Below are 25,912 nucleotides of genomic sequence, written 5' to 3' on the forward strand. Positions count from 1 at the left end.
GCGTCAATCTGAGTGAAGTGAGGACGGATTAAAAGGTGGCACCGTGCCCTTGCGGCGCCATGTCGCAAACTCATTCGGCCCTCACGGTTTCGTGAAATGAAATTTGTGCCAAGGGCGACGGAATAGCGCCCTGACCGCGTGAAAGAAGGGTCAGCGCAAGGTCATCGGGGCCTTGGCGCGGGGCGGAATGGAAGGGGGCGCGTCGTGCGCCACCCCGGAGAAATGGAGAGAGCAGATGCAAGCAAGGACCATGATTTTGAGTGTGATTGGTGCCGCGATGGTGGTGACCGCCGGAGCCGGTGCCATGGCTCAGGGCAAGCACGGCGATCACAAGCGCCCGTCGTTCGAAGAGGTCGATGCCAACGGCGACGGCAAAGTCTCCCGTGACGAGATGCAGGCCCGGGCCGCGGCGCGGTTCAATGACGCCGACAGTGATGGCGATGGCGCGATCAGCCGCGATGAAATGATTGCCCGGGCGATGGCGCGCGTGGAAAAGCGCGTTGACCGGATGATGAGCCGTTTGGATGCCGACGACGATGGCATGGTGACCGAGGCCGAGATGCAGCAGATGCGCGACAAGCATATGGGCAGGATGTTCAAACGTATGGACAAGGACGGCGACGGCGCCCTGAGCAAGGAAGAATTTGCCCAAGGGCATCGCAAGGGCCATCATGGCAAGCACGGAAAAGGTAAACATCGCATGGGCGATGATGACTAACCCGTGATTTGGGACAGGGACCGTGCCGCTGGACGATATGCAGGATGTGAGTGACGAAGCCATGTTGGTGTTGTTTGCCAACGGTGATCCTGCGGCGGCGCGGGCCCTGACCCTGCGGTTGACGCCACGGGCCTTTGGCCATGCGATGCGCCTTTTGGGCAATCGCGCCGAGGCCGAGGATGTGGCACAAGAAGCCATGTTGCGGCTGTGGCGCGTGGCGCCCGAGTGGCGGCAGGGCGAGGCCAAGGTGACCACCTGGCTTTACCGGGTGGTGGCCAACCTGTGCACCGACCGGTTGCGCCGGTCGGGCCGGGGCGTGGCCTTGGAGGCCGTGCCGGAACCCGAGGACGACGCGCGCGGACCGCATGAGCGCATGCAAGAGGCCGCGCGGCTTGATGCCTTGCAAGATGGGTTGAACATCCTGCCCGAGCGGCAGCGTCAGGCGGTTGTCCTGCGCCATATCGAAGGGTTGTCCAACCCCGAGATCGCCGACGTGATGGAAATCAGCGTGGACGCGGTGGAGAGCCTGACCGCACGGGGAAAACGGGCATTGAGCGCGGTTCTTGAAGGGCGGCGCGAGGAGTTGGGATATGCCGATGACCGATAAAGCGAAACATGACAGCACGCTGGACGCTGCGTTTGCCGCGGCACGGGCGCAACAGCCCGAGCCTTCGGCAGAGTTGATGGCGCGGGTGCTGGCCGAGGCCGAGGATGTTCAGGCCGGCCTGGCCCGCCCGCCCGAGAGATCACGGCCCAAGCGTGGGTATTTGCGGCAGTTCCTGGATGCCATGGGCGGCTGGCCGGCGATGACGGGCCTTGCCGCTGCGGGGGTCGCCGGGGTTTGGCTTGGCATCAGCCCGGTTGTCGGCGTTTCGGATGCCTTGGTCAATTACCTGGGGACGGGCGATACCTTGGGGTATGCGGTGGATGTGATGCCCGGGGCCGAACTGGGCCTGGCTTGGGAAGAAGGGGCGCTGTGATGGGTGACACCGGCGAAAAGAAGGCGGGCATGCGCGGTTGGCTCAAGGTGGTCTTCGGCCTGTCCTTGGCATTGAACCTTCTGGTTCTGGGGGCGATCGGCGGTGCCGTGTTGCGCCATGGCGGGTTTGAAGGGCGCCATCACATGTCCCGGGGCGATATGGCCGGCGGGCCGTTGACCCGGGCGCTGACAAAGGATGAAAGGCGCGCTGTGGCGCGCGAGATGCGCCGCGCCTTTCGCGAGGCGGGGCACGCCGGGCGCGCCTCCTATCGCGAGACCATGCAGGGGTTGCTGGTGGAGTTGCGCGCGCAGCCTTTCGATCCGGCCCCCGTGGCGGCGCGCATGGAAGCCATGCGCGGTATGATCGGCCAGCGCATGGATGTTGGTCAAACGGTGCTGTTGGAGTATTTGACCGAGATGGAGCCGGAGGCGCGGCAGGCCTTTGCCGCCCGTCTGGAAGAGGCCTTGGCGCGGCGTTACAAATCCCGCAAGTAGGCGATCAGGCGGCGGGCCGGGTGGCGCAGAACGACACCGTGTCGCGCCCGCCCGCCTTGGCCCCGTAAAGGGCGCGGTCGGCCCTTGCGATCAGGGTTTCGGCATCAGCACCTGCCTGAAGCGATGTTGCCTCGACCTGCGCGACCCCGATGCTGAGGGTGACATGCACCGGCGCGCCATGTCCGTCCAGGACGAATGGGGTTTCGCGAACGCAGTGGCACAGCCGCCCGGCAACGCGCTTGGCGCGGTCGCGCGGGGTATCGGGCAGGGCGATCAGGAATTCCTCGCCTCCGATGCGCGCGACAAGGTCGTCGTCGCGCAGGGTGTTGCGCATGATATCGGCCACCCGTCGTAAAACCGCATCGCCCGCGGCGTGGCCAAACCTGTCGTTGATCTGCTTGAAGTGATCGAGATCGGCCACCATCACGGCAATCGGCTGACCGGATGTTGCAGCCTGGGCCAGCGTACGGGACAGATGGGTCATCGCGTAGCGGCGATTGTAAAGGCCGGTCAGCGGGTCTGTGACGGCCGCTTGCAGACCGGTCTTCAGCTTGGCGCGTTGGTTGTCCTCGTCGCGTTTGTGCCGCATCTGGTTTTGCAACCGCAGGGCCAGTTCACGGGTGTCGGCTGTGCCACAGATGATGTCATGCGCCCCCATGTCGAGAACGGTCCCGGCCATGGCGCGGACCTCGGGGCAGAGCACCGCGAGGATGCGGCAATTCTGTGTGGTTGCATCGGCCCTGAGATCGGCCATGAAACGCAGGCCAAGTTCACGGTCGGCGGCCCCGATCCGCAGCACGACCACGTCGGGCGGGGGCACGAGATCGGATAAAGCCTCGGGCGCGTCAAAGGTAAGAATGGCCATTTCGTGGCCTGTGCGATGCATAAGATCGGCCCGCAATTGCATCGCGGCGGTGGCAGGTTGTGCGACGATGGCGATACGCCCCGGCCCATGGAAGGCGGCAGGTCTTTCGCCAAAGCCCAAGGCGACCGCCGTGTCGGCATGCATGCCGAGTGCCTGATCGGAATGGTGCTGTCGCAGCAGGCTGCGCAGGCGGGCAAGGAAATGACTGTCGTCCAGTGGTTTCGTCATCACGTCATTGGCACCGGCGCGCAGCGCGTCAAGCCGACCGTCGGGGTCGTCTTGGGAAAAAACAAGCACGATGGGCGGCTCTGGCGCAGATGCGGGGCCGCGCAGGGCTTGAACGATCCGGGCCGAACTGCGCCCGGCAAGATCCGCCGAGGCCAGTATGAGATCGGGCGCGTCCCGGGCAATAAGCTTGCGCGCCTCGGACAGGGAGGCGGCCTGCAAAACGCCATACCGCGCGCCAGACAGTTTGACCTTGAGGACAATCCTGTTGGTGGCGAGTTCGTCGACAATCAAAACGTTCCGTGGCATACGCACATGCCTTTCCGACTTGCTCTTTTACCTCTGTCGACTATCCATGGCATTGGTTAAGAAATCCTTTCCGGGAGCGTAACACTCTTGAACATCACGCGAGATTCCGCCGAGACAGTGGCACTGCAATGTCTGGCCTGGCTGGCCGGAAACGAGGAGTTGCTGCCGGTTTTCATGGGGGCCACGGGAGTGTCCGAGGCCGAGCTGCGCGAACAGGCGCAAGACCCTGTTTTCCTTGGCTCCGTTCTTGATTTCCTGTTGATGGACGATGCCTGGGTCATCGCCTGCAGCGAGGCGCAGGGCTTTGATCCGCAGCTTCCGCAACAGGCGCGGGCGGCCTTGCCGGGCGGTGAGCAGGTGAACTGGACATGATGAACAGCGCGGCAAGAAAAGTTGACGGCATCCTGTTCGACAAGGACGGCACGCTGTTCGATTTCCATGCCACCTGGAACGTCTGGGCCGCAGATACGATCCGCGATCTGGCAGACGGCGAGGCACAGGTGATGGCGCGGATCGCCGATGCGATCGACTTTGATCTGGATGTCTCGTCGTTCCGGCCGACAAGCCCGGTGATCGCGGGCACCAACCGCGAGGCCGCGGAATGTGTGGCCAGTGCCCTGCCGGGGCGCAGCACCGATGAGATCGAACATTTCCTGATGGTCACCTCGGCCAATGCGCCGCTTGCTCCGGCGGTGCCGCTGGCCCCCTATCTTGCTGATCTGGCGGCGCGCGGGCTGGCCTTGGGCGTGATGACCAACGATAGTGAATACGGCGCGCGCAGCCATCTGGAAAGCGCGGGCATCGCGGCGCAGTTCGACTTCATTTGCGGATTTGATACCGGCCATGGGGCAAAGCCCGCACCGGGGCCGCTTTTGGCCTTTGCCAAGCATGTGCAACTTGCGCCGGAACGATGCGTCATGGTGGGCGACAGCGCCCATGACCTGATCGCGGGGCGCAGGGCCGGGATGCAGACGCTTGCCGTGCTGACGGGCATGGCGGGCGAGGCTGAACTTGCCCCACTGGCCGATGCGGTGTTGCCCGATATCGGCCATATTCCCGCATGGTTGGGCGCGTGAGGGCGCATCCGCTTTACGGCTTGGCATTGGCCGGGATCGGTACGCTGGTTCTGACGCCCGATTCCCTTTTCATGCGCCTGTCGCAGATGGACGGCTTTCAGATGACAGCATGGCGTGGCCTGTTGATGGGGGCCGTCATGATTGGGCTTTGGGCCATTCTGAGCCGGGACAGGGGCGGTGAATTCCGCCAGCTTTTCACCCGGGCGGGGGCCTTGATCGTGATCTGCCAGTTCTTCAATTCCCTGCTGTTTTGCCTTGGGATCGCGATGGCCCCGGTGGCGGTCGTCCTGTTCGGTCTGGCCACTGTGCCGGTCTGGGCCGCGCTTTTGGCGCGGCTTATGCTGGGCGAGGCAACGCGACTGGCCACTTGGATCACCATTGCGGCGGTGATGACGGGGATCGGCATCGCCGTTCTGGGCGGCGAGGGCGAGGGGGTTGAGCTAAACCTTGCGGCCTTGGCGGGCGCGGGCCTTGGCCTTGGGGTGGCTTTCGTTCTGGCGCTGAATTTCGTTGTCATTCGGTCGGCTCCTCAATTGCCCATCATGCTGGTGATCGGTGCGGGGGCCCTGTTGGCGGGTGGTTTCGGCCTTGCGGTGACAGGGGGCGAGCGGATGGGCGACGGCCATGTCTGGGCCATGGCCACGACGGGGATCGTGGTTCTGCCGGTGTCGTTTTTCCTGTTGTCGCTGGCCTCGCGCTATACCCATGCGTCGAACGTCAGCCTCTTGATGTTGCTGGAAACCGTGCTTGGCCCGCTTTGGGTCTGGCTGGGTGTGGGCGAGGCGCCAACGATGATGATGATCCTTGGAGGCTTCATCGTGGTGGGAAGCCTTGCGATCTACATTCTTTGGACGGGTCGGCGCCGCCGTGGCGCAGTCGCCAACTAAAGCGTTTCGCGAAAAAACCTGGATCACAGATTGTCGCGAAACGCAGTGCTCCACTCAATCGTTGCACGCGTTCCGCCTTTCGCTGATGCATCAGGTGAAAGGCGGAACGCTTTAGCCGATTTCAAAAACGACACGATCCGTCGCAAAGTGGCAAACCATTTGGCGAATCCAGTGTTTCCTAGAGGAAGAACGCATCAGGAGGCTTGGAGTCCATGGCAGCAGAGGCGAAACGCAGGCGGCGCGGCGGGGGCCGCGCGGGCAATGCCGAACGGCGCGGCACGGCAGTGATCGACCAGATGCCGTGGAGCCCGCCCATCAACATCGACCGCCCCGTCGAACCTTTGACCGACGAGGGCGTGGCGGCCATTCACGATGGGGCCATGCGCATTCTCGAAGAGATCGGGATCGAGTTTCTGAACCCCGAAGCGGTTGAGATTTTGCGCGGCTCGGGGGGCTGCACGATTGATGGCGAGAACGTGCGGATGGGGCGCGATTTCGTCATGGAGATGATCGGCAAGGCGCCCGAACAATGGACCATCACCCCGCGCAATCCCGCGCGCGAGATCACCATGGGCGGGCCGCATCTGAATTTCGGCAATGTCTCTTCCCCGCCCAGCTATTGGGATCTGACCACGGGCCGAAAGGTGACGGGTACCCGCGAGATGTGCCAGAACCTTTTGAAATTAAGCCAGTATTTCAACTGTATCCATTTCATCGGCGGCTACCCGGTGGAGCCGCAGGACATCCATGCCAGCGTGCGGCATCTGGATGTGCTTTATGATAAGCTGACCCTGACCGACAAGGTTTCGCATGCCTATTGCCTTGGCAAGGAGCGGGTCGAGGACGTGATGGAAATGGTGCGCATCGCGGGTGGTTTGACGGACGAGGAATTCGAATCCAAACCGCATATGTTCACCAATATCAACTCTACCTCGCCGCTCAAGCATGACTATCCGATGTTGGATGGGTGGATGCGAATTGCCCGGCGAAACCAAGGGCTTGTGGTGACGCCCTTCACGCTTGCCGGGGCCATGGCGCCGGTCACGATGGCCGGGGCCGTGGCGCAATCGCTGGCCGAGGGGCTTTGTGCCGTGGTCTTGGCGCAGGTGATCCGGCCCGGGGTGTGTTGTGCCATCGGCACCTTTACCAGCAACGTCGATATGAAATCGGGCGCGCCGGCTTTCGGTACGCCGGAATACATGCGCGCCACGCAAATGACCGGACAGTTGGCGCGCTTTTACAAGCTGCCGATGCGGGCCAGTGGCGTTTGCGCGGCCAATGTGCCGGACGGGCAGGCGATGTGGGAAACCTCGAACAGCCTGTGGTCGGCGGTGCAGGCGCGGGCCAACATGGTCTATCACGCCGCTGGATGGCTGGAGGGCGGGCTGATTGCCAGCCCGGAAAAATTCGTAATGGATTGCGAGATTTTGCAGCATATTCAACGGTATATGGACCCGATGCTAACAGCCACCACGCCCGACGACATCGCCATCGAGGCGATCCGCGAGGTGGGCGACCAGGGGCATTTCTTTGGCATCCAGCACACGCAAGACCGCTATACCACGGCCTTCTACCAACCCTTCCTGAGCGATTGGCGCAACTTCGAGGCATGGCAAGCGGCGGGCGGCACGTGGACCGCCGAGCGCGCGCATCAGACCTATCACGATATCCTCGCCAACTTTGAGGCCCCACCGATGGAGGAAGCGATCCGCGAGGAACTGGCCGGTTTCGTGGAGCGGCGCAAGGCAGAGGGCGGCGCGCCGACGGATTTCTGATCCGAAGCGGGAGCGGCGCGGGGTGAACCCGGGCAGGACGGTGATAAAATGTTGCCTTGGATCTCTAAGCCGATGTCAGTTGCGGTCGGGCAAAAAGACTGCTTCGGCATGACGCCGCCCCGTCGCCCCAAAGGGGCAACCGACCCTAAAGCGTACCGCCTTTAACCCGAGACATCGGCGAAAGGCGGAACGCGTGCAATGATTGAGCGGAGCACTGCGTTTCGCGAAAATCTGTTACTCAGGTTTTTCGCGAAACGCTTTAACTTGCCAGTTTCTTTCCCAACCGGCCCAGCATGTCGATGCATTGCTGCAACTGGTCGAGCGAGACAAATTCGTCGGGTTTATGCGCCTGGTCGATGGAGCCGGGGCCACAGACCACCGCCGACATGCCGTAGCTTTGGAAAATCCCCGCCTCGGTGCCGAAGGGGACCACGTCGGCGGCATTCGAGCCGGTGAGCTCCATCATGATGTCCTTGGCCTCGTTCAATTCGGCGGGTTCCAGGCCTTCGACTTCGCCGATCACCTCGGTGGTGATCTCGGCCTCGGGGCAGATGGTGCGCATCGTGGGCAGTAGCACGGTTTCGCAATACTGGCGCAGGTCGTCCTTGACGAATTGCGCATCCGAGGCCTGTACGGGCCGCATTTCCCATTCGATCGAGGCGTTGGAGGCAATGACGTTATGGGCCACGCCGCCCTTGAGGCTGCCGGTGTTGATCGTGGTCCATGGCGGGTCAAAGCGGCTGCCCGAGGGGGCGCGGGCGCGCAGGGCATCCTTGAGATCCAGCAGGCGATTGACGTAGCGCGAGGCATATTCCACCGCGTTCACCCCGCGATCCGGGGCCGAGCCATGACCCGCCATGCCGCAAAAATGCGTGGTATATTCATAGCAGCCCTTGTGCCCTTCGATGATCCGCATCGACGTGGGTTCGCCGATGATGGCGACGCCGGGGCGGATGCCCTTTTGCTTGAGGCTGTCGACAAGGGCCTGTGCGCCGAAACAGCCGACTTCCTCGTCATAGGTGAAGGCGAAGTGAACGGGGCGGTCGCGGACGTGTTCGGCGAAATAGGGGGCCATGGAGGTGGCCGCGGCGATAAAGCCTTTCATGTCGCAGGCGCCGCGCCCGTAAAGGCGGCCCTCGTGTTCGATCATCTCGAAAGGGTAGCTGGCCCAATCCTGTTCGGCGACGGGCACCACGTCGGAATGGCCGGAAAGAACAATGCCGCCATCGTTCTCGGGCCCGATGGTGGCGAAAAGGTTGGCCTTGTGGCCGATCTCGTCGTGGAAGATATCGACAGCGGCGCCCGCGCTCTCAAGTTGGTGGGCCAGGTAGGCAATCATGTCGAGATTGCTGAGCTCGGAAATGGTTGGAAATGCGATCAGTTCCCCCAGAAGGGCAACGGTATCGGAGAGCTGTGTCGTCACGGCGCAATCGTCCTTTGAATTTTGGGGTTTAGGCGACCTTGTGGAGTCGTGTGCGCCCCGTCAAGCGCGAAGTCGGTTTTGTCGCGTTACAACCTGGTTTCAGGTTCAAGTGGCTGTTTGAAACCGACATCCAAGGTCGTTTTTCGATGGTGGGCCGAGGGTCGGCAAAAAAGCCGTGTTGCACAAAAGACTCAGAAAATTCGCTACTTGCGCGCTTTTTGCACGCCGTGCGCGAATTTCGCGTGGCTATCCCCTTTGGGTCGCGGGGATCGAAAAAATATGTAGCGAGGGTGTCTGAAAAGCGGTATTTATTTGGCAGAAAAAAACAAGACGGCACGAAAAGATGCCGTTATCTGAGGTAGAGTGGTAGTGTTATGAAGGCGATTGATTATGTCGCCCGCACAAATGCGGGTGTTTCGCAGCGTGGTTCGGTTTCTGAAGGCAATGACGTCAGTGTCATTCCGGCGGGTAACGGACAGGAAATTTCTCTGAATCTTCGGCAGATCGACATCGCGAATTTTGATCGCGATGGCAGCAATCTGGTGATCAATCTGGCCGATGGTCGGGTTGTTGTCCTTGAGGGGTATTTCGGTGAGGATGGCACGGCGGAAAGCCGGTTGTTCATCAGTGCCGATGGTTACCTGAACGAGGTGACCCTGATCGAGGGTAGCGAAGGGTCGATTTATGCCCAGTACGGCCCCACCGAAACATGGGGCAAGTGGAGCCCGTCGGACGACCTGATCTTCCTTGACGGGAGCGAGGTTGCCCCGGCGGTCTCGGGCGAGGAAGAGGTCTCGATGCTGGGGGCCGGCCTGTTGGGCGGTTCCGGCCTGATGAGTGCCCTGGGTCTTGGGGCCGCCGGTGTTGCGGCGGCTTCGGTTGTGGCTTCTGACGACGGAGATGGCGGGCCCACGCGCATCGAGCCGAAGGTCAACGAGGACGCGCCGATTGTGGTTGGCGGTGATGACACCACCGAAGACGACAAGTCGATCACCATCACCGGAGAGGCCGAGCCGGATTCCGAAGTGACCGTCACGATTGGGGATGAGTCGCAGACCACCACCGCCGATGAAAACGGCGAATGGGACGTGACCTTTGAAGGCGAAAATTTTCCCGACGATGGCGACTATGCCGTCGACGTGACGGTGACCGAGCCCGATGGCACCGAAACCGAGCTTGATGGCCCGTCGGTTTCCATCGACACCACCCCGCCCGAAACATCGGTCGAGGAAGGGACGCTATCGACGACCGGCATCGTCAACGATGACGATTTTCAGGACGGTGTCGATATTTCCGGCACTGGCGAGGCCGGATCGAGCGTTTCGGTCACCATCGAAGAGCATACCGAAACCGTCACGGTGAGCGAGGATGGCACCTGGAGCGTCACCTTCGACCCCGCAGATTTGCCGGAAGGCGATTACGAGACCGAGATGACCGTGGTGTCGACCGACAGTCTGGGCAATTCCAGCACGATCACCGAAACGGTTTCCATCGACACGGTTTATAACGCTCTTGAAATTACGACAGGGTCGAGCAGTTCCAACAGCCTGATCAATGCGGAGGCGGTGCAATCCGAGGGCGGCGTTGTCATCACCGGCACGACCGAACCGGGCGCAACCGTGATCGTCGACGTCGGCGGCACCTCGCAAGAGGTTACCGCGGATGGCGACGGCAATTGGCAGGCCACATTTGACCCCGCCGATTTACCAAGCCAGCAATTCGAGGCGACCGTGACGGCGACGACCACGGATGAAGCGGGCAACACCACGACCACAAGCAACACGGTCGAGATTGACCTTGTGGTGCAGAACTTCAGCCACGAGGCCGATATCGGCGGCGACGACAATGTCATCAGCGCCAGCGAGGTCGCAGATGGCTTTACCCTGACCGGTACGGTCGAGCCGGGTTCGACCGTGAAGCTGGAGTTCGAGGGCAGTACGGTCTGGGCCGACGTGGACCCCGAGACAGGCGCCTGGACCGCCAGTTTCAGCGGTGCGCAAGTCCCCGGTGGCGATTATTCCAGCGATGTGATCATCACCGCCACGGATGCGGCCAACAACGTGCAGCAACTCAGCCAGAGCGTGCGGGTGGATACCGACCCGGGCAGCCTGACCATGAACGGGATCGGCGATAACGGCGTGATCAACTTCGATGCCTATGACGCGGGCATCGAGGTGACCGGCACCGCCAACCCGAATGCGCAGGTCGAAGTGAATTTCAACGGCGTGGTGCATACCGTCACCGCCAACGGCAGTGGGCAGTGGACAAGCACCTTCACCAAGGCCGAATTGCCTTCGGGCGATTATGACGCGCAGGTGACGGCCACGGTGGGCGATGTCTATGGCAACTCCTATTCGGTGGACCAGACGGTTGATATCGACACCATCGTCGAGAACCTGACCGTTGAAACCCCCGAGGGGATGCCGACAACGGCCGAGGGCCTGAGCGTCATCAACCAGGACAAGGCCGACGGCGGTTTCGAGATCACCGGGACCGTTGAAACCGGATCGACCGTCTGGGTCGTAATCGACGGGGTGCGCCGTCAGGCCGAGGTGGACGAGGAAACCGGCGAATGGGTTGCCCGTTTCGAACCCGGTGCCATGGACGGCCATCAGGGCGAAGTGGACATGGTTGTCGAGGTGGAAGACGGGGTCGGTAACCTTGATACCATCCCAAGCCGCGTTTTGATTGACACGGTTGTCGATAATCTGGGCACCGAAGGCTCCCCCGAGACAGTCAACGGGGTTGTCGGTTTGGACGCGGCACGCGACGGTATGGAACTGACCGGCACCGCCGAGCCGGGTTCGGCCATCGCGGTGTCACTTTTCAACCAGAGCTACACCGCCACGGCGGATGCCAGCGGCAATTGGTCCTTGATCGTGCCGCACGGCGATATTCCCGCCGCCGAGGACGCGGCGCAGTTCACCGTTCAGGCGACGGATATCTACGGCAACGTCGACACGACGCAGGGCAGCGTGACCTTTGATATGGTCGCCCCCGATCAACCCGATATCGTGGGGTATTTCCGCGAGGGCGGCGGGTATCGTTACGTGACCACCATGACCAATGAGGAAGATGTGACCATCCATCAGGTCGAGGGTGGCGGTATCAACGAATTGTCGATCCATGACGATGTCAGCACCTTTACCGGGGAAACTGATCACTTCTTCCTCAATGACGCGGGGCAGGCCACGTCGATCCCCGATGGATCGCAGTTGATCGTGACCAACACCGATGACGCGGGCAACGCTTCGAGCACCTACGTGGTGCTGGACGAAGTCACGACGACGGTGGTGGACCTGTCGAACGGCAACCTGAACGACTTCCAGATCGAAACCGTCGATCTGCGCTTTGGCGACCAGTCGGAAATGACCATCACCGAAGAGCAGCTTCTGGCGCTGTCGGATAATACCGATACGCTGATCGTGGAAGGCGGGGCCGATGACACGGTGACCATCACCGGCGCGAACAAGGTGGATGGCGGCGCGGATGAACCCGCAGGCTATGACATCTACAGCCTTGGCGACGATGCCACCCTCGTGGTCGACGAAGATATCGAGATCGTCACCTGACAAGGCGAGTGCGGCGCGCATCCAACGAGGTGCGCGCCGGTTTTAAAAGACAAGCTACCGGTCAAGGGGCGGTCATGGGGCAGAGGTACGGAATGGGTGTCCGGGCGATTGGGTTGATGGCCCTGCTTGGTTTGGCGGGCTGTATGTCGACGGGCGGCGGCGAGGTGTCGCGCTTTATGTCGAAAGACCCCGCGCCGAAGATGACCGCGGCCGAAAAAGAGGCCGCCGAGTCAGCGATCATTTCCGATTTGCAGGCCCGGCGCAGCGTGCTGCCCCCGGGCAGTGCCTATGCGCAGGTGGTGGCGCCCGTGCTGGAGGCTTACAGCCGCCCGGCCGAGGCCGAATTGCGCAGCGCGCGGTTGCGCGCGAAGGCGGCTTCGAAGAACTGGCTACCGCGGATCGGGCCGAACATCAGCCTGACCAGCCTGAGCGATATCGTGGCGCAATTGGTTGTTGAACAGGTGTTATTCGACAATGGCCGCAAGAAGGCCGAGCGCGCCTTTGCCAAGGCCGATGTGGAGGCCGCCGCGGTGACGCTGGCCGAAGACACCAACGAAAGGGTTTTGACGGCCCTGACCCTTTATCTGGACGCCGCCAAGGCGCGGGAGCGGATCACGCTTGAGCATGCGACGCTCAAGGATATGAAGCATTTCGAATGGGTGATGAACGAGCGCGTCAAGGGCGGCGTGTCGGATATGTCGGACCTCAACGTGCTGCGTCAGAAACTGGCCGAGATTCAATCCACCCTGTCGGCCAAGCAGGAAGAAGAGGCCACCGCGCTGGCCGAGTTGAACGCCATGTCGGCACGGCCTTTGAACGAGGTGTCGGGCCTGGGAGATCTGGCCGTTTCGGGCATCGTTGCCAAGCCGCTTTCGGTTTTGCAGGCCGAGGCCGAGAAAGACCGCGAGATCGCCAGCGCCAAGATGGAGCGCGCGGGCCTTTTGCCGGGGGTGACCGCCGGTGGCACGCTGGGCGATGGCGGAAGCGGTATCGGCGTGAACGTGAAATCCGATCAATTGCTGGGCCTTGGCACGGTGGACAGCATGAAGGCGCTGGACGTGGCACGCGAGGCCGCGAACCGCCGTGTGGGGCAGGCTGAGGAAGACGCCAACCGCCGTCTGCGCCGCTTGGAAACGCGCCTGAGCGCGCTATCGCGGCAGGTGAGTGAGGCCGGGGCCTTGGCGCAACAGGCCAAGGCCAATCTGGACCTGTTCCAACGGCAGTATGATGCCGGCCAGCGGCAGGTCATGGATGTGGTCGGCGTTTACGAGACCTTCGCCGCGCGGCAGGCGGCGCAATTGGACCTTAAGTACGACTTGGCCCGCACGCGATTGGAACTCGCCCGCGAGCGGGGCCTTTTGGCGGATGGGAGCAGCATTTGACGAAATCCCCCGTCGCCTTGACAGTCACCTCTGGCACCGGGCCAAAGCTGCGCCCGGTGAATGACCCAAATGCGCCGGTGGCCGAGGTCCCGGCGCAAGCGCCTTTGCAATCCCGTTTTGGTGAGCGGGCGGTGGCGCGGGCGGAACTGGGGGCGACCTATGCCGCCGTTCTGGGCCAGGAGGTGATGGCGCGCGATATCCTCGAAGCGATGATGGCGAGCGAACGCACCGACGATCAGCCACAGCCCGAGGCGCTGGCCGAAGGGCTGGCCGCCGTTGGGCTGCTGACCGAGGTGGGAAGCGTGGCGCATTGCATGGCGCATCACTGGCCCGCCCTGGCGCAGATGACCAGCGGGCAATTCGTTCTGGTGCTGGCGCAGCAGGGCCAAGAGGTGGTGATCTACGACACCACCTGCACCGACAACCGGGCCTATGTGCCACTGGCCGAGTTCGAACCCTATTTTACCGGCATCCTGGTGCAGGCCGAGGCACCGATTCAGACGATTTCCAAGGCCCATACCGAGGAAGCCGCCCCGTCGCATTGGTTCTGGGGGCAGTTCGCGGGCTTTCGGCGACAGATCGGCGAGATCGTTCTTGGCTCTTTCGTGGCGAACCTTTTGGCAGTGGCCGTGGCCTTGTTTGCCTTGCAGGTCTATGACCGGGTAATCCCGCATCAATCGGAAGCCACGCTTTGGGTGCTGGCCGCCGGGGCCGGTTTGGCCCTGATGATGGAGGCATTTTTGAAAATCGCGCGGTCGCGCCTGATGGACGGGGCCGGGCGGCAGATTGAATTGAACGTGCAGGGCCTGTTGATGAACCGGGTGCTTGGCATGCGTTCGGAACAGGCGGGGCGCGCGCCCAGTCAGTTGTTCAGTTCCATGCGCGAGTTCGGCTCGGTCCGGGAATTTTTCACCGCCTCGGCCATCGGCACGCTGGCCGATGTGCCTTTTATCTTCATATTCCTGTTGCTGGTGGCCTCGATCGCCGGGAACGTGGTTTGGGTGCTGGTTCTGGGCGGTATCCTGATGGTGCTGCCGGGGTTCTTCCTGCAAAAGAAGATGATCCGCCTGACCCAGGAAATGCAGGGGGCAAGCGCCAAATCCTCGCGCCTGTTGCACGAGGCGATTTTCGAGTTGGATACCCTCAAGACCCAGCGGGCCGAGGATCGGTTTCGCCGCCTGTGGATGGAACTGACCACGCTTCAGGCCGTGAAATCCAGCGATCAGCGCAAGCTGGCCTCGACCCTCACGTTCTGGAGCCAGGCGGTTCAGCAGGCGACCTATATCACCGCGATCATCACCGGCACCTATCTGGTGTTCGCCGGTGAATTTACCGTGGGGTCGATCATCGCGGTCAGCATCCTGACCAGCCGCACCCTTGCCCCGCTGACCCAGCTTTCTGGCACCATGGCGCGATGGAGCAACGTGAAATCGGCGCTCAACGGCTTGGACACGATTGCCAATGCCGAACAGGACAGCGCCGAGGGCCGGACGTATATGCGCCGCGAAAGCATTAACGGCGGGTTCGAACTGCGCGAGGTGCAATTTGGTTATGACGAAGGGACGGCGCCGGTTCTGGACATTGCCGCGCTGTCGCTGAAACCGGGGCAGAAGCTGGCCATTCTGGGGGCCAATGGATCGGGTAAATCCACCTTCCTCAAGCTGCTGTCGGGGCTTTATTCCCCGGCCAAGGGGCGGGTGTTGTTGGATGGCGCGGATATGCATCAGATCGAGCCGCGCGATTTACGCCGCTTGATCGGTTATCTGGGCCAAGACGTGCGCCTGTTTACCGGAACCCTGCGCGAGAACCTGAATCTGACGCTTTTGGAACGCAACGACGACCGGCTGTTGCAGGCCTTGGATTTCGCCGGGCTGGGCCAATTCGTGAAAAGCCATCCCAAGGGGCTGGACCTTGAAATTCGCGATGGCGGGCAGGGATTGAGCCAAGGACAGCGGCAATCCATCGGTTGGGCGCGGCTGTGGCTGCAAGACCCCAAGGTGTGCCTGCTGGATGAACCGACCGCAGCGCTTGATCAGACGCTTGAGAAAACCTTGGTCAGCCGCTTGGAAAGCTGGCTGCAGGGGCGGACGGCGGTGATTGCCACGCACCGGGTGCCGATCCTGCAACTGACCGACCGGACGATGATCTTGCAAAACGGGCGTCTGGCCGTCGATGGGCCGCGCGATCAGGTGCTGGCGCATCTGGCCCAAGGCGGCAAGGGAGGTGCCTGAGATGAGCGCAAGCAGCACGAACCTTGCCGTGCAGTTGAACGAGCGGCTACGCGGCCCCAGCCTGACCATATGGCTGTGCGCGATCACGGTCTGGCTGTTCATCCTTTGGGCGGCCTTCGCATGGGTGGATGAGATCGTGCGCGCCGAAGGATCGTTCATTTCATCCTCGCGCCCGCAGATCATTCAGAACCTTGAGGGCGGTATCTTGTCGGAATTGATGGTGCAGGAAGGTGACATCGTGCAGCGCGGCGATGTGCTGGCCCGGTTGCATGGCACGCAATTCAAATCCTCGGTCGAGGATCTGCGCGATCAGATCACGGCGTTTGAAATTCGGCGCTTGCGGTTGGAGGCCGAATTGGCCGGGCAGTATGATTTTACCGTGCCCGATGACATGGCCCTGCGCAGCCCCGAGATGGTGGCCTCGGAAAAGGCCCTTCTGAAGGCGCGGCAGGAGGATTTCGTCAAGCGCAGCGAAGGCGCGAAACAGGTGATGGAGCAGGCGGGCGAGGAAATGCGCCTGTTGGAAAACCTGCTGAAGAAAAAGATCGTGGCCTTGATCGAGGTGACCCGCGCGCGCGGCGCCTATGCCGATGCCAAGACCCGCTATGACGAGATCGTCACCCAGACCGAGTTGGAGCGCGCCAAGGAATATTCCGAGACCTTGAAGGAATTGGGCACGCTCAAGCAGAACCTGAAATCCAGTCAGGACCAGTTGAACCGCACCGTGCTGGAAAGCCCGATGCGCGGGATCGTCAATAACCTCAACGTCACGACAATCGGCGGCGTGGTGCGCCCCGGCGAGCAGATTCTTGAGATCATTCCGTTGGACGAGGAATTGTTCGTCGAGGCCAAGGTGGCCCCGGAAAACATTGCCAACATCCGCAAGGGTCAAGAGGCGACCATCAAGCTAACGGCCTATGATTACACGATATTCGGATCGCTCAAGGGGGTGGTGGATTTGATCTCGGCCGATACCTTCGAGGATGAAAAGGCCCGCGACCCGGATGGTAACCCGCATTACAAGGTGACGCTTCGGGTGGATACCGACAACTTGACGCCGCGGCAGGAACGTATCGAGATTCGCCCGGGCATGCAGGCGCAGGTGGAGCTGCACACCGGCGAAAAGACGGTGCTGCAATATCTGCTCAAGCCGCTGTACAAAAGCCAAGAGGCCTTCCGCGAACCGTAAAGCCACAGTTTTGCAGGTGCAGCATTCCATGGCTTGAGCGCAATTCAGATATCCTTTAGGGGCGGTTCCCAACCGGTGTTGGCCGCTGTAAAGCGGGTGTTTGACGCCGCAAACGATACGCTGACAGGATCGCGCTTTGAAACATGCACTCCTTTCCGGGTTTGCCAATCGCCTTGGTATGCCCGATCTTCGCCTTATGCCACGTGAGGGGCTGACGCTCGCCCGTGTGCGCATTGAACTTTTATCGGGTCTTACGGTTGCCCTGGCCTTGGTGCCCGAGGCGGTGGCCTTTGCCTTTGTCGCCGGGGTTCACCCGTTGGTGGGGCTTTACGCGGCCTTTCTGGTTGGCCTGATCACCGCGCTTATCGGCGGGCGGCCCGGGATGATCTCGGGGGCGACGGGGGCCTTGGCGGTTGTCATGGTTTCGCTCGTGGCGCAGCACGGGGTGGAATACCTCTTTGCCACGGTGGTTCTGATGGGGGCCTTGCAGATCATCGCTGGTGTCATGCGCTGGGGCAAGTTCATCCGGCTGGTACCGCACCCCGTGATGCTGGGTTTCGTGAACGGTCTGGCGATCGTGATTTTCCTGGCCCAACTGGGGCAATTCAAGGTGCCCGGCACCATGGAGAACACCGGCCATGGCATGAGCGGCGGTGAGTGGCTTTCGGGCATGGCGATGTGGACCATGCTGGGCCTTGTGGCGCTGACCATGGCGATCACCTGGATCATGCCCAAGATCACCCGGATTATCCCCGCGCCGCTGGCGGGGATTGCGGTTGTCGCCGGGCTGGTGATTGCCCTTGGTCTGGATGTGCCGCGGGTGGGCGACCTGGCCTCGATCCAGGGGGGATTGCCCAGTTTCCATATCCCCACCGTGCCTTTGACGCTTGAGACCTTCGAGATCATCCTGCCCTATGCGGTGATCCTTGCCGCCATTGGCCTGATCGAAAGCCTGCTGACCCTGAACCTCGTGGGTGAGATGACCGGCGAACGCGGCGGCGCGAGCCAGGAATGTATCGCGCAGGGCATCGCCAATACCGTGACCGGGTTCTTCGGCGGCATGGGCGGTTGTGCGATGATCGGGCAGTCGATCATCAACGTGAAATCCGGTGGGCGGATGCGCCTTGCGGGGGTTGCGGCGGCGCTGTTCCTTCTGATCTTTATCCTGTTTGCCGCGCCGGTGATCGAATTGATCCCGCTGGCCGCGCTGGTGGGTGTGATGTTCATGGTGGTGATCGGGACATTTGCTTGGAACTCTCTCACCATCCTGCGCAAGGTGCCGTTGACCGATGCCATGGTGATCGTGCTGGTAACGGTCGTGACAGTGAAATACGACCTTGCGATTGCCGTGGTCGTGGGGGTGATCGTGTCGGCGCTGGCCTATTCGTGGAACAATGCCAAGCGTATTCACGCGGTGACCGATATGCAGGACAATGGCACCAAGGTGTACCGCGTGCAGGGGCCGCTTTTCTTTGGCTCTGCCGAAGGCTTCAACGAGATGTTCGACCCCAAGAACGACCCTGAAACCGTGGTGGTCGATTTCGCCGACAGCCGGGTCGTGGACCAATCCGCGCTGCAGGCGATCGAGGCGATGGCCGCGAAGTACGAGGCGGCGGGCAAGCGGCTTCAACTGCGGCACCTGACGCGCGATTGTCACAAGCTGCTGACCAAGGCGGGGCATCTGGTGGTCGATAGTGACGACGACCCCGATTATGCCGTCGCGGCGGATTACAGCGTCAAGACCGGCATTCTGGGTGGCGGTCACTAAGGCGCAATGCGCAAAAAAATGCTTGGGCCGGACTCTTTCGAAGATTTCGGCCCGATTGCTTTCCGGAGGCTGCGACACGCGTTTTTCCATCCGCCCAGCCCGGCGGATACACCGGGCTGGGCCTGCCCCCTCGGCAGGCGCAATCAACGTTGCAAAACATTGAATCGTATGAATTTTACCGAGACACGCGCAAATTGCTTCGTGCCGCGCAAGCGCCTAAAGCGTTTCGCGAAAAACCTGAATCACAGATTTTCGCGAAACGCAGTGCTCCGCTCAATCGTTGCACGCGTTCCGCCTTTCGCTGATGCATCAGGTTAAAGGCGGAACGCTTTATCCAAGCAGGCGCAGCCCGCTTTTCAATGCTCCAAAGGGGGCAGAGGTCTCTTTCAAGACATCGGGTGCTCATCCCGGACGTTTGAGCGAGAAGGTCTCGCGCACCACCGTGTAATCCTGGTAACCCATCCGCGCCAGTGGCCTGTAGGCGGCGGGATCGAACAGCCCGTCACGCAGGCAATCGTCACGCATATGGATGCCCGTCACCTCGCCAAACACCACGAAATTCGCCTTGCCCGGCAGGGTGACGATCTGGGTCAGTTTGCACTCCAGCGCGGCGGGGGCCGCGGCCACGCGGGAACAGGCGATGGTTTCGCAGTCTGCCTTCTCAAGGTCCGCGTCGATGAATTCATCCACCTCGCGATCCCACGCGCCCGAGGTGCGGTTCATGGCGTCGCGCAGATCTTCGCCAAGAATATTGACACAGAACACGCCGGTGTCGCGGATATTGGCGACGCTGTCCTTGGTGTCGTCCCGGTCGGGCTTGGCCGAGGTGGAGGAGAACATCACCTGAGGCGGAACATAAGCCACCGCGTTGAAAAACGAATAGGGCGCGAGGTTGTCCTGCCCATCCGCCCCGCGCGAGGAAATCCAGCCGATGGGGCGGGGGGCGACGATGGCGTTGAAGGGGTTATGGGGCAGCCCGTGGCCCTGATCGGGGGTATAGAACATTGCGTATGCTTCCTGTTTTTTCCGTCTTTTGCCAGAGGTAACGCCGTGCTAGGCGCAATTCCAGTTTAATTCACAAGGGCTTCGCAGGTACCCCCGTGTTCGAGTTACGGCCAGAAACAGACGAGGATTGGTGGGAGGTCGAGGCGCTTTACGACCTCTGCTTCGCGCCGGGGCGCGAGGCGCTATCGTCGTACCGGTTGCGCGATGACGTGCCGCCCGTTGCCGGGCTGAGCATGGTGGCGCGCGATCCGGACGGTATTTTGGCGGGCGCGATCCGGTTTTGGCCGGTGCGGGTGGGCGATGCACGGGTGCTGCTTTTGGGGCCGGTGGCGGTCCACCCCACGCGGCAGGGCGAAGGGCTTGGCGGGGGTCTTATCCGCGAAAGCCTGCATCTGGCGAAAGACAGCGGCTGGCAGCGGGTGCTGCTGGTGGGGGATGCGCCCTATTACGGGCGGTTCGGATTTACCAAGCTGGAGGGCGTGCAGATGCCACCCCCCACCAACCCCGAGCGGGTTCTGGGGCTGGAGTTGCAACCCGGCGCTTGGGCGGGTCTTTCAGGGCTTGTGGAACGTGCCGCTTGAAATCCGGCGCGCATGCCCTGATCTATAAGGGGTGACAGCGCCGGGGGCTTCCGTGGAAATCATTGAAAAACAAATAGATAGTGACGAGGTGGAACGCCGCTTGCGCGCCTTGGCGCAGGTCCATTCCGGGGCGTCGAACGCGGGTATTCAGGTGCTCAACCTGATCGGTGGGCAGGCCGAAAACCTGCTGGACCGATTGCCGCCGCAGGTGCGCGGGCGTTTGGGCGAAGGCACTGAAAACGCGTTGAGAATCGCCATGGAGGCGGCGCATCGGTCGCGCGACGTGGTGGGCGAAAGCCCCGGCTGGATGACGCGGGCGGTCACCACCGCGATGGGGGCGGCGGGCGGCTTTGGCGGGTTGCCAAGCGCCATGGCAGAGCTTCCGGTGACCACGACGGTGTTGTTGCGCGCGATACAGGACGTCGCCGTCGAGAATGGATTCTCGGCGCAGGAACAAGGGGTTAGGCATGATTGCCTGCAGGTTTTCGCCGCTGCCGGGCCGTTGGATCATGACGATGGGGCCGATCTGGCCTTTCTGAGCACGCGGGTGGCGGTGACCGGCGCCAGCGTGCAGGCGGTGATCGCGCGGGTGGCGCCCCGGCTGGCCACGGTGTTGGGCCAAAAGCTGGCGGCGCAGACTGTTCCGATCCTGGGCGCCGCCGCCGGGGCGGCCACGAATTATGCTTATACCAGCTATTACCAGAAGATGGCGCAGGTGCATTTCGGGCTGCGGCGATTGGCGATTGATGCCGATCGGGATCACGCCGAATTGGTCGAGGAGTTCCGCGCCTTGGTGATCCGTTCGCCGGTCAAACGGGCCTGAGATTTTCGTACGAGTCGTACGATGACCCGCCGCGTTTCGTACGAAAATCACGGGCCGCGCAGGCCCGACCGTACGAGTCGTACGATCCTTGGCCGGTCAAGCGTTTTCGAAAACGCTTGATAAGGGGTTTCGAAACCCCTTTGCGCGCCCTTTGCAAAGGGTGCAGGGCCAAGCATTTTCGAAAATGCTTGGCGGTCAGACGCGGATCAAAGCGTTTCCAGTTATTGTTGTCTCACCAATACCCTGTCAGGCCTACGGCCTTCTCGGGACATTGGTGATGCACTTTGATTCAACGTAAACTGGATACGCTCTAATAGGGGTGATCTTCGCCGTCGTAGGTTTTGAAGCAACCGGTGGTTTCAAGGCTGAGGTCGTCGAAGCGGTCGATCAGGCCGACGGCGGATTCTTCGACCGTGATCGCCGCCGCGTCGCCGCCCATGTCGGTTTTGACCCAGCCGGGGTGATAGGTTCCCACCGCGATTCCCAAGGGGGCCAGATCCGCGGCAAGGTTGCGCCCGAGGTTCAGCGCGGCGGCCTTGGACGAGCGGTAGATATAGCTGCCGCCCGGGGCGCGGGTGTGGCTGGCCATCTGGCTTGAGATGATCGCCACCCGCGCGCCGTTTTCCATCTGCAGGTTGGGCAGAAGCGATTGCACCGTCAGGAACACGCCGGTGACATTGGCGGCAAAGGTTTCGGCCCACATCTGGGCGGGGAAGCCATCGGCCAGGTTTTCGCCCTTGTCGAGGTAGACCCCGGCATTGCAGATCAACAGATCAATCGGCTTGCCATCAAGCGCGCGGGCCAGCGCCGCGTGACTGTCTGGGTTGGTGACATCCAGCGTGGCGAATTCGCCGCCTTGGCGGGAGGTGCCTGTCACGTCATGCCCCGCGGCGGTGTACCGGTCGAATAGTTCGCGTCCGATGCCACGGTTCGCGCCGGTGATGACGATATGCATGGGCCTGATCCTTTCCGCCTGACAGGGATGCCGCCATGCGGCCCCAGCGGCACAGGATTGTCAACCGTGGATCAGTTGGACTTGCGGCCCGGTACGAAGGGCAGGGGGGCCACCGGCACGCCGTCTTCGATCAGTTTGCGGGCCTCTTCGGGCTTGGCCTCGCCGTAAATCGCACGTTCAGGGGAAAGGCCATCATGGATATCGCGGGCCTCGCTGACGAAATTCATGCCCACGTAATCGGCATTTTCCTCGACCTTGCGGCGCAGCTCGGCCATGGCCTGTTCGGCGGCGGTGGCCGGGGTGCTTAGCGGGCCGGGGGTGGCCCTGCCCCGGTCGTCGGGCGACGTGGCGTTCTTGCGGCTGGCCTGTACGCGCGGGGCCATCATGGCCTTTTCCACTTGGGTTGAGCCGCATTCAGTGCAGGACACCATGCCCGCCGCCTGCAGTTTGTCGAAGGCCTCGGAGGATTGGAACCAACTGTCGAAGCGGTGATCCTTGTCACATTTCAAAGTGAAGTGAATCATCTGTCATCCCGGAAAACACGTTGGTCGATAATTATGCCTTTATCGCCCCAGATCAAGCACAGGGTTCAGCGTTTGCGCCCCAAGAGGCGGGGGTCGAAGTTGCGCAGGATTTGCGCCAGTTCGGGTTCCGACACCCGGTCGGCGGCCTTTTTCGGCCGCATCCATTTGCGTTTGCGCTGCCCCGCCTCGGGAAAATCCGTGGCCAGGGATTTGACCTTGACCGGATAGACAAGCGCCACGCAGGGCAGGAATTGTTTCGCCCCCATGATCTTGCGATAGGAATAGAGCCCGAGGCAGATATCAACGGGTTTGCCGATCACGCCAGCCTCTTCCCAGGCTTCGGTCATCGCGCTTTGGGCAGGGGTCTTGCCATCCATCGGCCAGCCCTTGGGAATGATCCAGCGCCGCGAGGCGCGGCTGGTGATCAGGAGAATCTCGGGTTTGCCTTTGCTCATCCGATAGCAAAGCGCGGCAAATTGCGTGCGCACGTCACTTTTATGTTGTGTACGCAAAGAGATAGGCAACTGTTTAATCGTATGAAGCGTCATGCCGGGCCTTTCCCTTGCGCTTCGCTGCTCGGATACGGGCCAATTGTACTAGATATCGTATATCGGCGCCAGAATTATCGCGGAAAATTAACCGACTAAAAGAATCGGAATTGACAAATCTGACTGAAAGAGTCATGAAATGGGCAATTGCCTAGCCAAACCCAACGGTAAGCCCGGCGCAGCCTGCGACAGCAACGGGAGAGAGCCGATGAAACAGCAGACCCATTCGCCCACCCTAGGGATTCCAGCCTTGCGCGAGGATATCTTGCAGGAGGCCATGGCCGGGCACTGGCCCGGCGAGGTGTGGCTTGAAAAATTCCTTGACCGGATGGAGACGCGGCGATGATCCGGGCCCAAAGCAAAGCCGAACCCGAACTGCGCCCCGATCCCAAGTGTCATGACGCACGCAGCCTGACCATGGGTGGGTCGACCGCGACCATCGTTCTGGATGGCAAGCTTTACACCCTTCGGATCACGCGGGCGGGCAAGTTGATCCTGACAAAGTGATTGCATGGCGTGGCGATGGCCCTGGGCGGGCCGGCCGAGGGTCTTTCTGTATATCTTACGGATAGGGCAGGGATGAGTCCCGCGCATTGGCCAAGGTGCGGGGCGTGACCTTGGGGTCCAAGCCCTGCTTGCGGTGGCCCTGCGCGCCCCCGGGGCGGCGGCTCTGGATTGATCAAGGCATCGAGAGCCGCGCCAACCCGCGGCATGGCCCCTGCGCCGTTATGCCGTAGAGTTTTTGTCGGGAATGGCTGGAATGCCCGGGGCTTTTGTGGCAGCCATGGCAGGGAAATCCCTGTCGGTGGCGCCTTTTCATGTCTGAACGTCTTTTACATCGCTTGGCCTGGATCGTGGTGATCCTTTGCGTCGCGCCCATCGTGACGGCGGGCTTGGCCGCGCTTACGGGGGACTGGCAGACATGGACCGATGTGCTTGGCCCGGTCCTGCCGCGTTATGTGGGGGCGACCTTGGCCTTGGTGGCGATCGTGGGGGTCTCAACCGCCGTGGTGGGCAGTATCACCGCGTGGTTGGTCACGGTGTACCGCTTTCCCGGTGTGCGGCTGTTGGAGGTGGCGCTGGCGCTGCCCTTGGCCTTTCCGGCCTATGTTCTGGCCTATGCCTATACCCATCTGCTGGATCATCCCGGCCCGGTGCAGACACTGTTGCGCGAGGTGACGGGATGGGGGCCGCGCGACTACTGGTTTCCCGAAATCCGCAGCCTTGGCGGTGCGGCCCTGATGCTGACCATCGTGCTTTATCCTTACGTTTACTTGTTGGCGCGGGCCTCGTTCAAACAGCAATCCTCGAACGCCTTCCTGGTGGCGCGGACGCTGGGGCGCTCGCCCATTCGGGCGTTCTGGCGGGTGGCCCTGCCCATGGCGCGGCCGGCGATTGCCGGTGGCGCGCTTTTGGCGGTGATGGAGACCATCGCCGATTATGGCACGGTGGCGTTCTTCAACGTGCAGACCTTTGCCACGGGCATCTATCAGGCGTGGTTTTCCATGGGGGATCGGGGGGCCGCGGCACAGCTTTCCCTGTGCCTGCTCAGTTTCGCGCTGCTGCTGGCGGGGTTGGAGCGCGCCCAGCGGGGCAGCGCGCGCACCGCCGGGCGCGGTGCGCGGTTCGAGACCATGGAAAAACCCCGGCTGAGCGGCGCCAAGGGGTGGCTGGCGATGGTGATCTGCCTGCTGCCGGTGCTCTTGGGCTTTGTGATCCCGGTGGTGATGCTGGGGGTCATGGCCTTCGGCTCGGGGCAAAGCCTGTTGTCGGCCCGCTACCTGGGGTTCATGCAAAACTCGGTCACCGTGGCGGCGGTGGCGGCGGTGCTGACCATGGTGGGCGCGGTGCTGATCGGTTTCCGGGCGCGCACCAACCCGGGGCGGCGTTCCAAGGGCATGGTGATCGCCGCGGGGCTTGGCTATGCGGTGCCGGGCGGCGTGATCGCGGTGGGGTTGATGGTGCCGATGGCGGCGCTGGACAACCTGATTGACGATATCATGGAGGCCACCTTCGGGATCGACACGGGGCTTTTGATCACCGGGTCGATCTGGCTGATGGTGGTGGCCTATATGGCGCGCTTCATGGCCGCCGCGCTCAATGCCTATGACAGCGGCATGGCGACCGTCCCGGCGCATTACGACGCGATTGGCCGGTCGCTGGGCCAGCCGGGGCCAAGCCTTCTGTGGCGGGTGCACCTGCCGGTGGCCAGGACCAGCGTGCTGACCGCCCTCCTGATCGTCTTTGTCGACGTGATGAAGGAACTGCCCGCCACCCTGATCCTGCATCCCTTCAACTTCCAGACGCTGGCGGTGCAGGCGCACAGGCTCGCCTCGGACGAGCGGCTGGCACAGGCGGCGGTGCCCTCGCTGGTGCTGGTGGGCTTCGGCCTCATCCCGGTGGCCCTGTTGTGCCGCACCCTGGGGCGTGACAACAGCACCGGACGGCGCAGCGCCAAGATCGGCAGGGCGATCCACGCGGGCTGACCGCCCTTCTTCTTTTGGTAAATATCCAGTCTGTCGCTGACGTGTAAGTATGTTTGCGGGCGGGAGCTCGTAAGTATCCGGATGCTCTGATTGCTC

Annotated in this window: 24 protein-coding genes; 18 read left to right on the forward strand and 6 right to left on the reverse strand. The window is 62.1% G+C overall.

Annotated features, from left to right (window positions below; all coding sequences use genetic code 11):
• The first annotated feature begins 235 nt into the window (after nucleotides 1–235).
• Genes RBB32_RS12695 through RBB32_RS12710 form a run of 4 tightly spaced genes read left to right on the forward strand, consistent with a single transcriptional unit; the run spans nucleotide 236 to nucleotide 2,192 of the window.
• A complete protein-coding gene (locus tag RBB32_RS12695) occupies nucleotides 236–718 on the forward strand; it encodes an EF-hand domain-containing protein (RefSeq protein WP_306153084.1) in 483 nt (160 codons plus the stop codon).
• Nucleotides 719–755: 37 nt separating this feature from the next.
• The gene (locus RBB32_RS12700) at nucleotides 756–1,325 is read left to right on the forward strand and encodes an RNA polymerase sigma factor (RefSeq protein ID WP_306153108.1); all 570 of its coding nucleotides are present in this window, start codon (nucleotides 756–758) and stop codon (nucleotides 1,323–1,325) included.
• A complete protein-coding gene (locus RBB32_RS12705; RefSeq protein ID WP_306153085.1) occupies nucleotides 1,315–1,698 on the forward strand; it encodes a hypothetical protein in 384 nt (127 codons plus the stop codon). Before RBB32_RS12700 ends, RBB32_RS12705 begins: the two co-directional genes overlap by 11 nt.
• Nucleotides 1,698–2,192 (forward strand): periplasmic heavy metal sensor, encoded by a 495-nt coding sequence (locus tag RBB32_RS12710; RefSeq protein WP_306153086.1) that lies wholly within the window; start codon nucleotides 1,698–1,700, stop codon nucleotides 2,190–2,192. The genes RBB32_RS12705 and RBB32_RS12710 overlap by 1 nt, the downstream gene beginning before the upstream one ends.
• Before the next feature lie 4 nt (nucleotides 2,193–2,196).
• Here RBB32_RS12710 and RBB32_RS12715 read toward each other — a convergent pair whose 3' ends face one another.
• A complete protein-coding gene (locus RBB32_RS12715; protein WP_306153087.1) occupies nucleotides 2,197–3,591 on the reverse strand; it encodes a diguanylate cyclase domain-containing protein in 1,395 nt (464 codons plus the stop codon).
• Between the two features lie 87 nt (nucleotides 3,592–3,678).
• Here RBB32_RS12715 and RBB32_RS12720 point away from each other — a divergent pair, with 87 nt between their 5' ends.
• The 4 genes from RBB32_RS12720 to RBB32_RS12735 all read left to right on the forward strand — a co-directional run bounded on the left by RBB32_RS12720 (nucleotide 3,679) and on the right by RBB32_RS12735 (nucleotide 7,329).
• On the forward strand, nucleotides 3,679–3,963 hold the full coding sequence (locus RBB32_RS12720) for a DUF3572 domain-containing protein (RefSeq protein WP_306153088.1): 285 nt from the start codon (nucleotides 3,679–3,681) through the stop codon (nucleotides 3,961–3,963).
• Entirely contained in the window at nucleotides 3,960–4,667 is a 708-nt protein-coding gene (locus tag RBB32_RS12725) for an HAD family hydrolase (protein WP_306153089.1), read from the forward strand. Before RBB32_RS12720 ends, RBB32_RS12725 begins: the two co-directional genes overlap by 4 nt.
• Nucleotides 4,652–5,554: a DMT family transporter gene (locus RBB32_RS12730; RefSeq protein WP_306153090.1), complete on the forward strand. Its 903-nt coding sequence runs from the start codon at nucleotides 4,652–4,654 to the stop codon at nucleotides 5,552–5,554. Before RBB32_RS12725 ends, RBB32_RS12730 begins: the two co-directional genes overlap by 16 nt.
• Nucleotides 5,555–5,766: 212 nt before the next feature.
• Nucleotides 5,767–7,329, forward strand: a complete 1,563-nt coding sequence (locus tag RBB32_RS12735; protein ID WP_306153091.1) for a trimethylamine methyltransferase family protein — start codon at nucleotides 5,767–5,769, stop codon at nucleotides 7,327–7,329.
• Nucleotides 7,330–7,588: 259 nt separating this feature from the next.
• On the opposite strand, the gene argE is transcribed toward RBB32_RS12735, so the two are convergent.
• Nucleotides 7,589–8,752, reverse strand: coding sequence for an acetylornithine deacetylase (gene argE / locus RBB32_RS12740; protein ID WP_306153092.1), 1,164 nt, complete (start codon nucleotides 8,750–8,752; stop codon nucleotides 7,589–7,591).
• Between the two features lie 374 nt (nucleotides 8,753–9,126).
• Between argE and RBB32_RS12745 the strand changes: the two genes are divergently transcribed.
• From RBB32_RS12745 to RBB32_RS12765, 5 genes are all read left to right on the forward strand, one after another.
• Nucleotides 9,127–12,324, forward strand: coding sequence for an Ig-like domain-containing protein (locus RBB32_RS12745; protein WP_306153093.1), 3,198 nt, complete (start codon nucleotides 9,127–9,129; stop codon nucleotides 12,322–12,324).
• 74 nt (nucleotides 12,325–12,398) lie between these two features.
• Complete coding sequence (locus tag RBB32_RS12750) at nucleotides 12,399–13,706, forward strand: TolC family protein (RefSeq protein ID WP_306153094.1); 1,308 nt, start codon at nucleotides 12,399–12,401, stop codon at nucleotides 13,704–13,706.
• Nucleotides 13,703–15,937, forward strand: coding sequence for an ATP-binding cassette domain-containing protein (locus tag RBB32_RS12755; RefSeq protein WP_371931056.1), 2,235 nt, complete (start codon nucleotides 13,703–13,705; stop codon nucleotides 15,935–15,937). Before RBB32_RS12750 ends, RBB32_RS12755 begins: the two co-directional genes overlap by 4 nt.
• Before the next feature lies 1 nt (nucleotide 15,938).
• Nucleotides 15,939–17,126 carry an HlyD family type I secretion periplasmic adaptor subunit gene (locus tag RBB32_RS12760; RefSeq protein ID WP_306153095.1) on the forward strand — a complete coding sequence of 396 codons (1,188 nt, stop codon included), beginning with the start codon at nucleotides 15,939–15,941 and terminating at the stop codon, nucleotides 17,124–17,126.
• Between the two features lie 178 nt (nucleotides 17,127–17,304).
• Nucleotides 17,305–18,894, forward strand: a complete 1,590-nt coding sequence (locus RBB32_RS12765) for a SulP family inorganic anion transporter (RefSeq protein WP_306153096.1) — start codon at nucleotides 17,305–17,307, stop codon at nucleotides 18,892–18,894.
• Nucleotides 18,895–19,296: 402 nt separating this feature from the next.
• On the opposite strand, the gene RBB32_RS12770 is transcribed toward RBB32_RS12765, so the two are convergent.
• Entirely contained in the window at nucleotides 19,297–19,899 is a 603-nt protein-coding gene (locus RBB32_RS12770) for a flavin reductase family protein (RefSeq protein WP_306153097.1), read from the reverse strand.
• Between the two features lie 95 nt (nucleotides 19,900–19,994).
• Between RBB32_RS12770 and RBB32_RS12775 the strand changes: the two genes are divergently transcribed.
• Both RBB32_RS12775 and RBB32_RS12780 read left to right on the forward strand, forming a co-directional pair.
• Nucleotides 19,995–20,480 carry a GNAT family N-acetyltransferase gene (locus tag RBB32_RS12775; protein ID WP_306153098.1) on the forward strand — a complete coding sequence of 162 codons (486 nt, stop codon included), beginning with the start codon at nucleotides 19,995–19,997 and terminating at the stop codon, nucleotides 20,478–20,480.
• Between the two features lie 52 nt (nucleotides 20,481–20,532).
• Nucleotides 20,533–21,303, forward strand: a complete 771-nt coding sequence (locus RBB32_RS12780; RefSeq protein WP_306153099.1) for an EcsC family protein — start codon at nucleotides 20,533–20,535, stop codon at nucleotides 21,301–21,303.
• Nucleotides 21,304–21,613: 310 nt separating this feature from the next.
• Here RBB32_RS12780 and RBB32_RS12785 read toward each other — a convergent pair whose 3' ends face one another.
• The 3 genes from RBB32_RS12785 to RBB32_RS12795 all read right to left on the reverse strand — a co-directional run bounded on the left by RBB32_RS12785 (nucleotide 21,614) and on the right by RBB32_RS12795 (nucleotide 23,330).
• Entirely contained in the window at nucleotides 21,614–22,258 is a 645-nt protein-coding gene (locus tag RBB32_RS12785) for an SDR family NAD(P)-dependent oxidoreductase (protein WP_306153100.1), read from the reverse strand.
• Between the two features lie 71 nt (nucleotides 22,259–22,329).
• Nucleotides 22,330–22,782: a DUF1178 family protein gene (locus RBB32_RS12790; RefSeq protein ID WP_306153101.1), complete on the reverse strand. Its 453-nt coding sequence runs from the start codon at nucleotides 22,780–22,782 to the stop codon at nucleotides 22,330–22,332.
• Nucleotides 22,783–22,847: 65 nt separating this feature from the next.
• Nucleotides 22,848–23,330, reverse strand: coding sequence for an NUDIX hydrolase (locus tag RBB32_RS12795; protein ID WP_306153102.1), 483 nt, complete (start codon nucleotides 23,328–23,330; stop codon nucleotides 22,848–22,850).
• Nucleotides 23,331–23,538: 208 nt separating this feature from the next.
• Between RBB32_RS12795 and RBB32_RS12800 the strand changes: the two genes are divergently transcribed.
• From RBB32_RS12800 to RBB32_RS12810, 3 genes are all read left to right on the forward strand, one after another.
• Nucleotides 23,539–23,676: a hypothetical protein gene (locus tag RBB32_RS12800; protein WP_306153103.1), complete on the forward strand. Its 138-nt coding sequence runs from the start codon at nucleotides 23,539–23,541 to the stop codon at nucleotides 23,674–23,676.
• The gene (hemP, locus tag RBB32_RS12805) at nucleotides 23,673–23,837 is read left to right on the forward strand and encodes a hemin uptake protein HemP (protein ID WP_306153104.1); all 165 of its coding nucleotides are present in this window, start codon (nucleotides 23,673–23,675) and stop codon (nucleotides 23,835–23,837) included. Before RBB32_RS12800 ends, hemP begins: the two co-directional genes overlap by 4 nt.
• Before the next feature lie 311 nt (nucleotides 23,838–24,148).
• Complete coding sequence (locus RBB32_RS12810; RefSeq protein ID WP_306153105.1) at nucleotides 24,149–25,816, forward strand: iron ABC transporter permease; 1,668 nt, start codon at nucleotides 24,149–24,151, stop codon at nucleotides 25,814–25,816.
• Nucleotides 25,817–25,912 lie beyond the last annotated feature (96 nt).

This window comes from Roseovarius sp. MMSF_3281 (assembly GCF_030733685.1).
Taxonomy (GTDB): Bacteria; Pseudomonadota; Alphaproteobacteria; order Rhodobacterales; family Rhodobacteraceae; genus Roseovarius.

Excerpts from the sequence above, each read along its gene's own strand:
- RBB32_RS12700 (WP_306153108.1), top strand. The coding sequence starts at position 756 with ATGCAGGATGTGAGTGACGAAGCCATGTTGGTGTTGTTTGCCAACGGT.
- RBB32_RS12760 (WP_306153095.1), top strand. The coding sequence starts at position 15,939 with ATGAGCGCAAGCAGCACGAACCTTGCCGTGCAGTTGAACGAGCGGCTA.
- RBB32_RS12725 (WP_306153089.1), top strand. The coding sequence starts at position 3,960 with ATGATGAACAGCGCGGCAAGAAAAGTTGACGGCATCCTGTTCGACAAG.
- RBB32_RS12795 (WP_306153102.1), bottom strand. The coding sequence starts at position 23,330 with ATGACGCTTCATACGATTAAACAGTTGCCTATCTCTTTGCGTACACAA.
- RBB32_RS12710 (WP_306153086.1), top strand. The coding sequence starts at position 1,698 with ATGGGTGACACCGGCGAAAAGAAGGCGGGCATGCGCGGTTGGCTCAAG.
- RBB32_RS12790 (WP_306153101.1), bottom strand. The coding sequence starts at position 22,782 with ATGATTCACTTCACTTTGAAATGTGACAAGGATCACCGCTTCGACAGT.
- RBB32_RS12730 (WP_306153090.1), top strand. The coding sequence starts at position 4,652 with ATGGTTGGGCGCGTGAGGGCGCATCCGCTTTACGGCTTGGCATTGGCC.
- hemP (WP_306153104.1), top strand. The coding sequence starts at position 23,673 with ATGATCCGGGCCCAAAGCAAAGCCGAACCCGAACTGCGCCCCGATCCC.
- RBB32_RS12735 (WP_306153091.1), top strand. The coding sequence starts at position 5,767 with ATGGCAGCAGAGGCGAAACGCAGGCGGCGCGGCGGGGGCCGCGCGGGC.
- RBB32_RS12750 (WP_306153094.1), top strand. The coding sequence starts at position 12,399 with ATGGGGCAGAGGTACGGAATGGGTGTCCGGGCGATTGGGTTGATGGCC.
- RBB32_RS12705 (WP_306153085.1), top strand. The coding sequence starts at position 1,315 with ATGACCGATAAAGCGAAACATGACAGCACGCTGGACGCTGCGTTTGCC.
- RBB32_RS12800 (WP_306153103.1), top strand. The coding sequence starts at position 23,539 with ATGAAACAGCAGACCCATTCGCCCACCCTAGGGATTCCAGCCTTGCGC.
- RBB32_RS12810 (WP_306153105.1), top strand. The coding sequence starts at position 24,149 with ATGTCTGAACGTCTTTTACATCGCTTGGCCTGGATCGTGGTGATCCTT.
- RBB32_RS12770 (WP_306153097.1), bottom strand. The coding sequence starts at position 19,899 with ATGTTCTATACCCCCGATCAGGGCCACGGGCTGCCCCATAACCCCTTC.
- RBB32_RS12715 (WP_306153087.1), bottom strand. The coding sequence starts at position 3,591 with ATGCCACGGAACGTTTTGATTGTCGACGAACTCGCCACCAACAGGATT.
- RBB32_RS12695 (WP_306153084.1), top strand. The coding sequence starts at position 236 with ATGCAAGCAAGGACCATGATTTTGAGTGTGATTGGTGCCGCGATGGTG.
- RBB32_RS12745 (WP_306153093.1), top strand. The coding sequence starts at position 9,127 with ATGAAGGCGATTGATTATGTCGCCCGCACAAATGCGGGTGTTTCGCAG.
- RBB32_RS12765 (WP_306153096.1), top strand. The coding sequence starts at position 17,305 with ATGCCCGATCTTCGCCTTATGCCACGTGAGGGGCTGACGCTCGCCCGT.
- RBB32_RS12785 (WP_306153100.1), bottom strand. The coding sequence starts at position 22,258 with ATGCATATCGTCATCACCGGCGCGAACCGTGGCATCGGACGCGAACTA.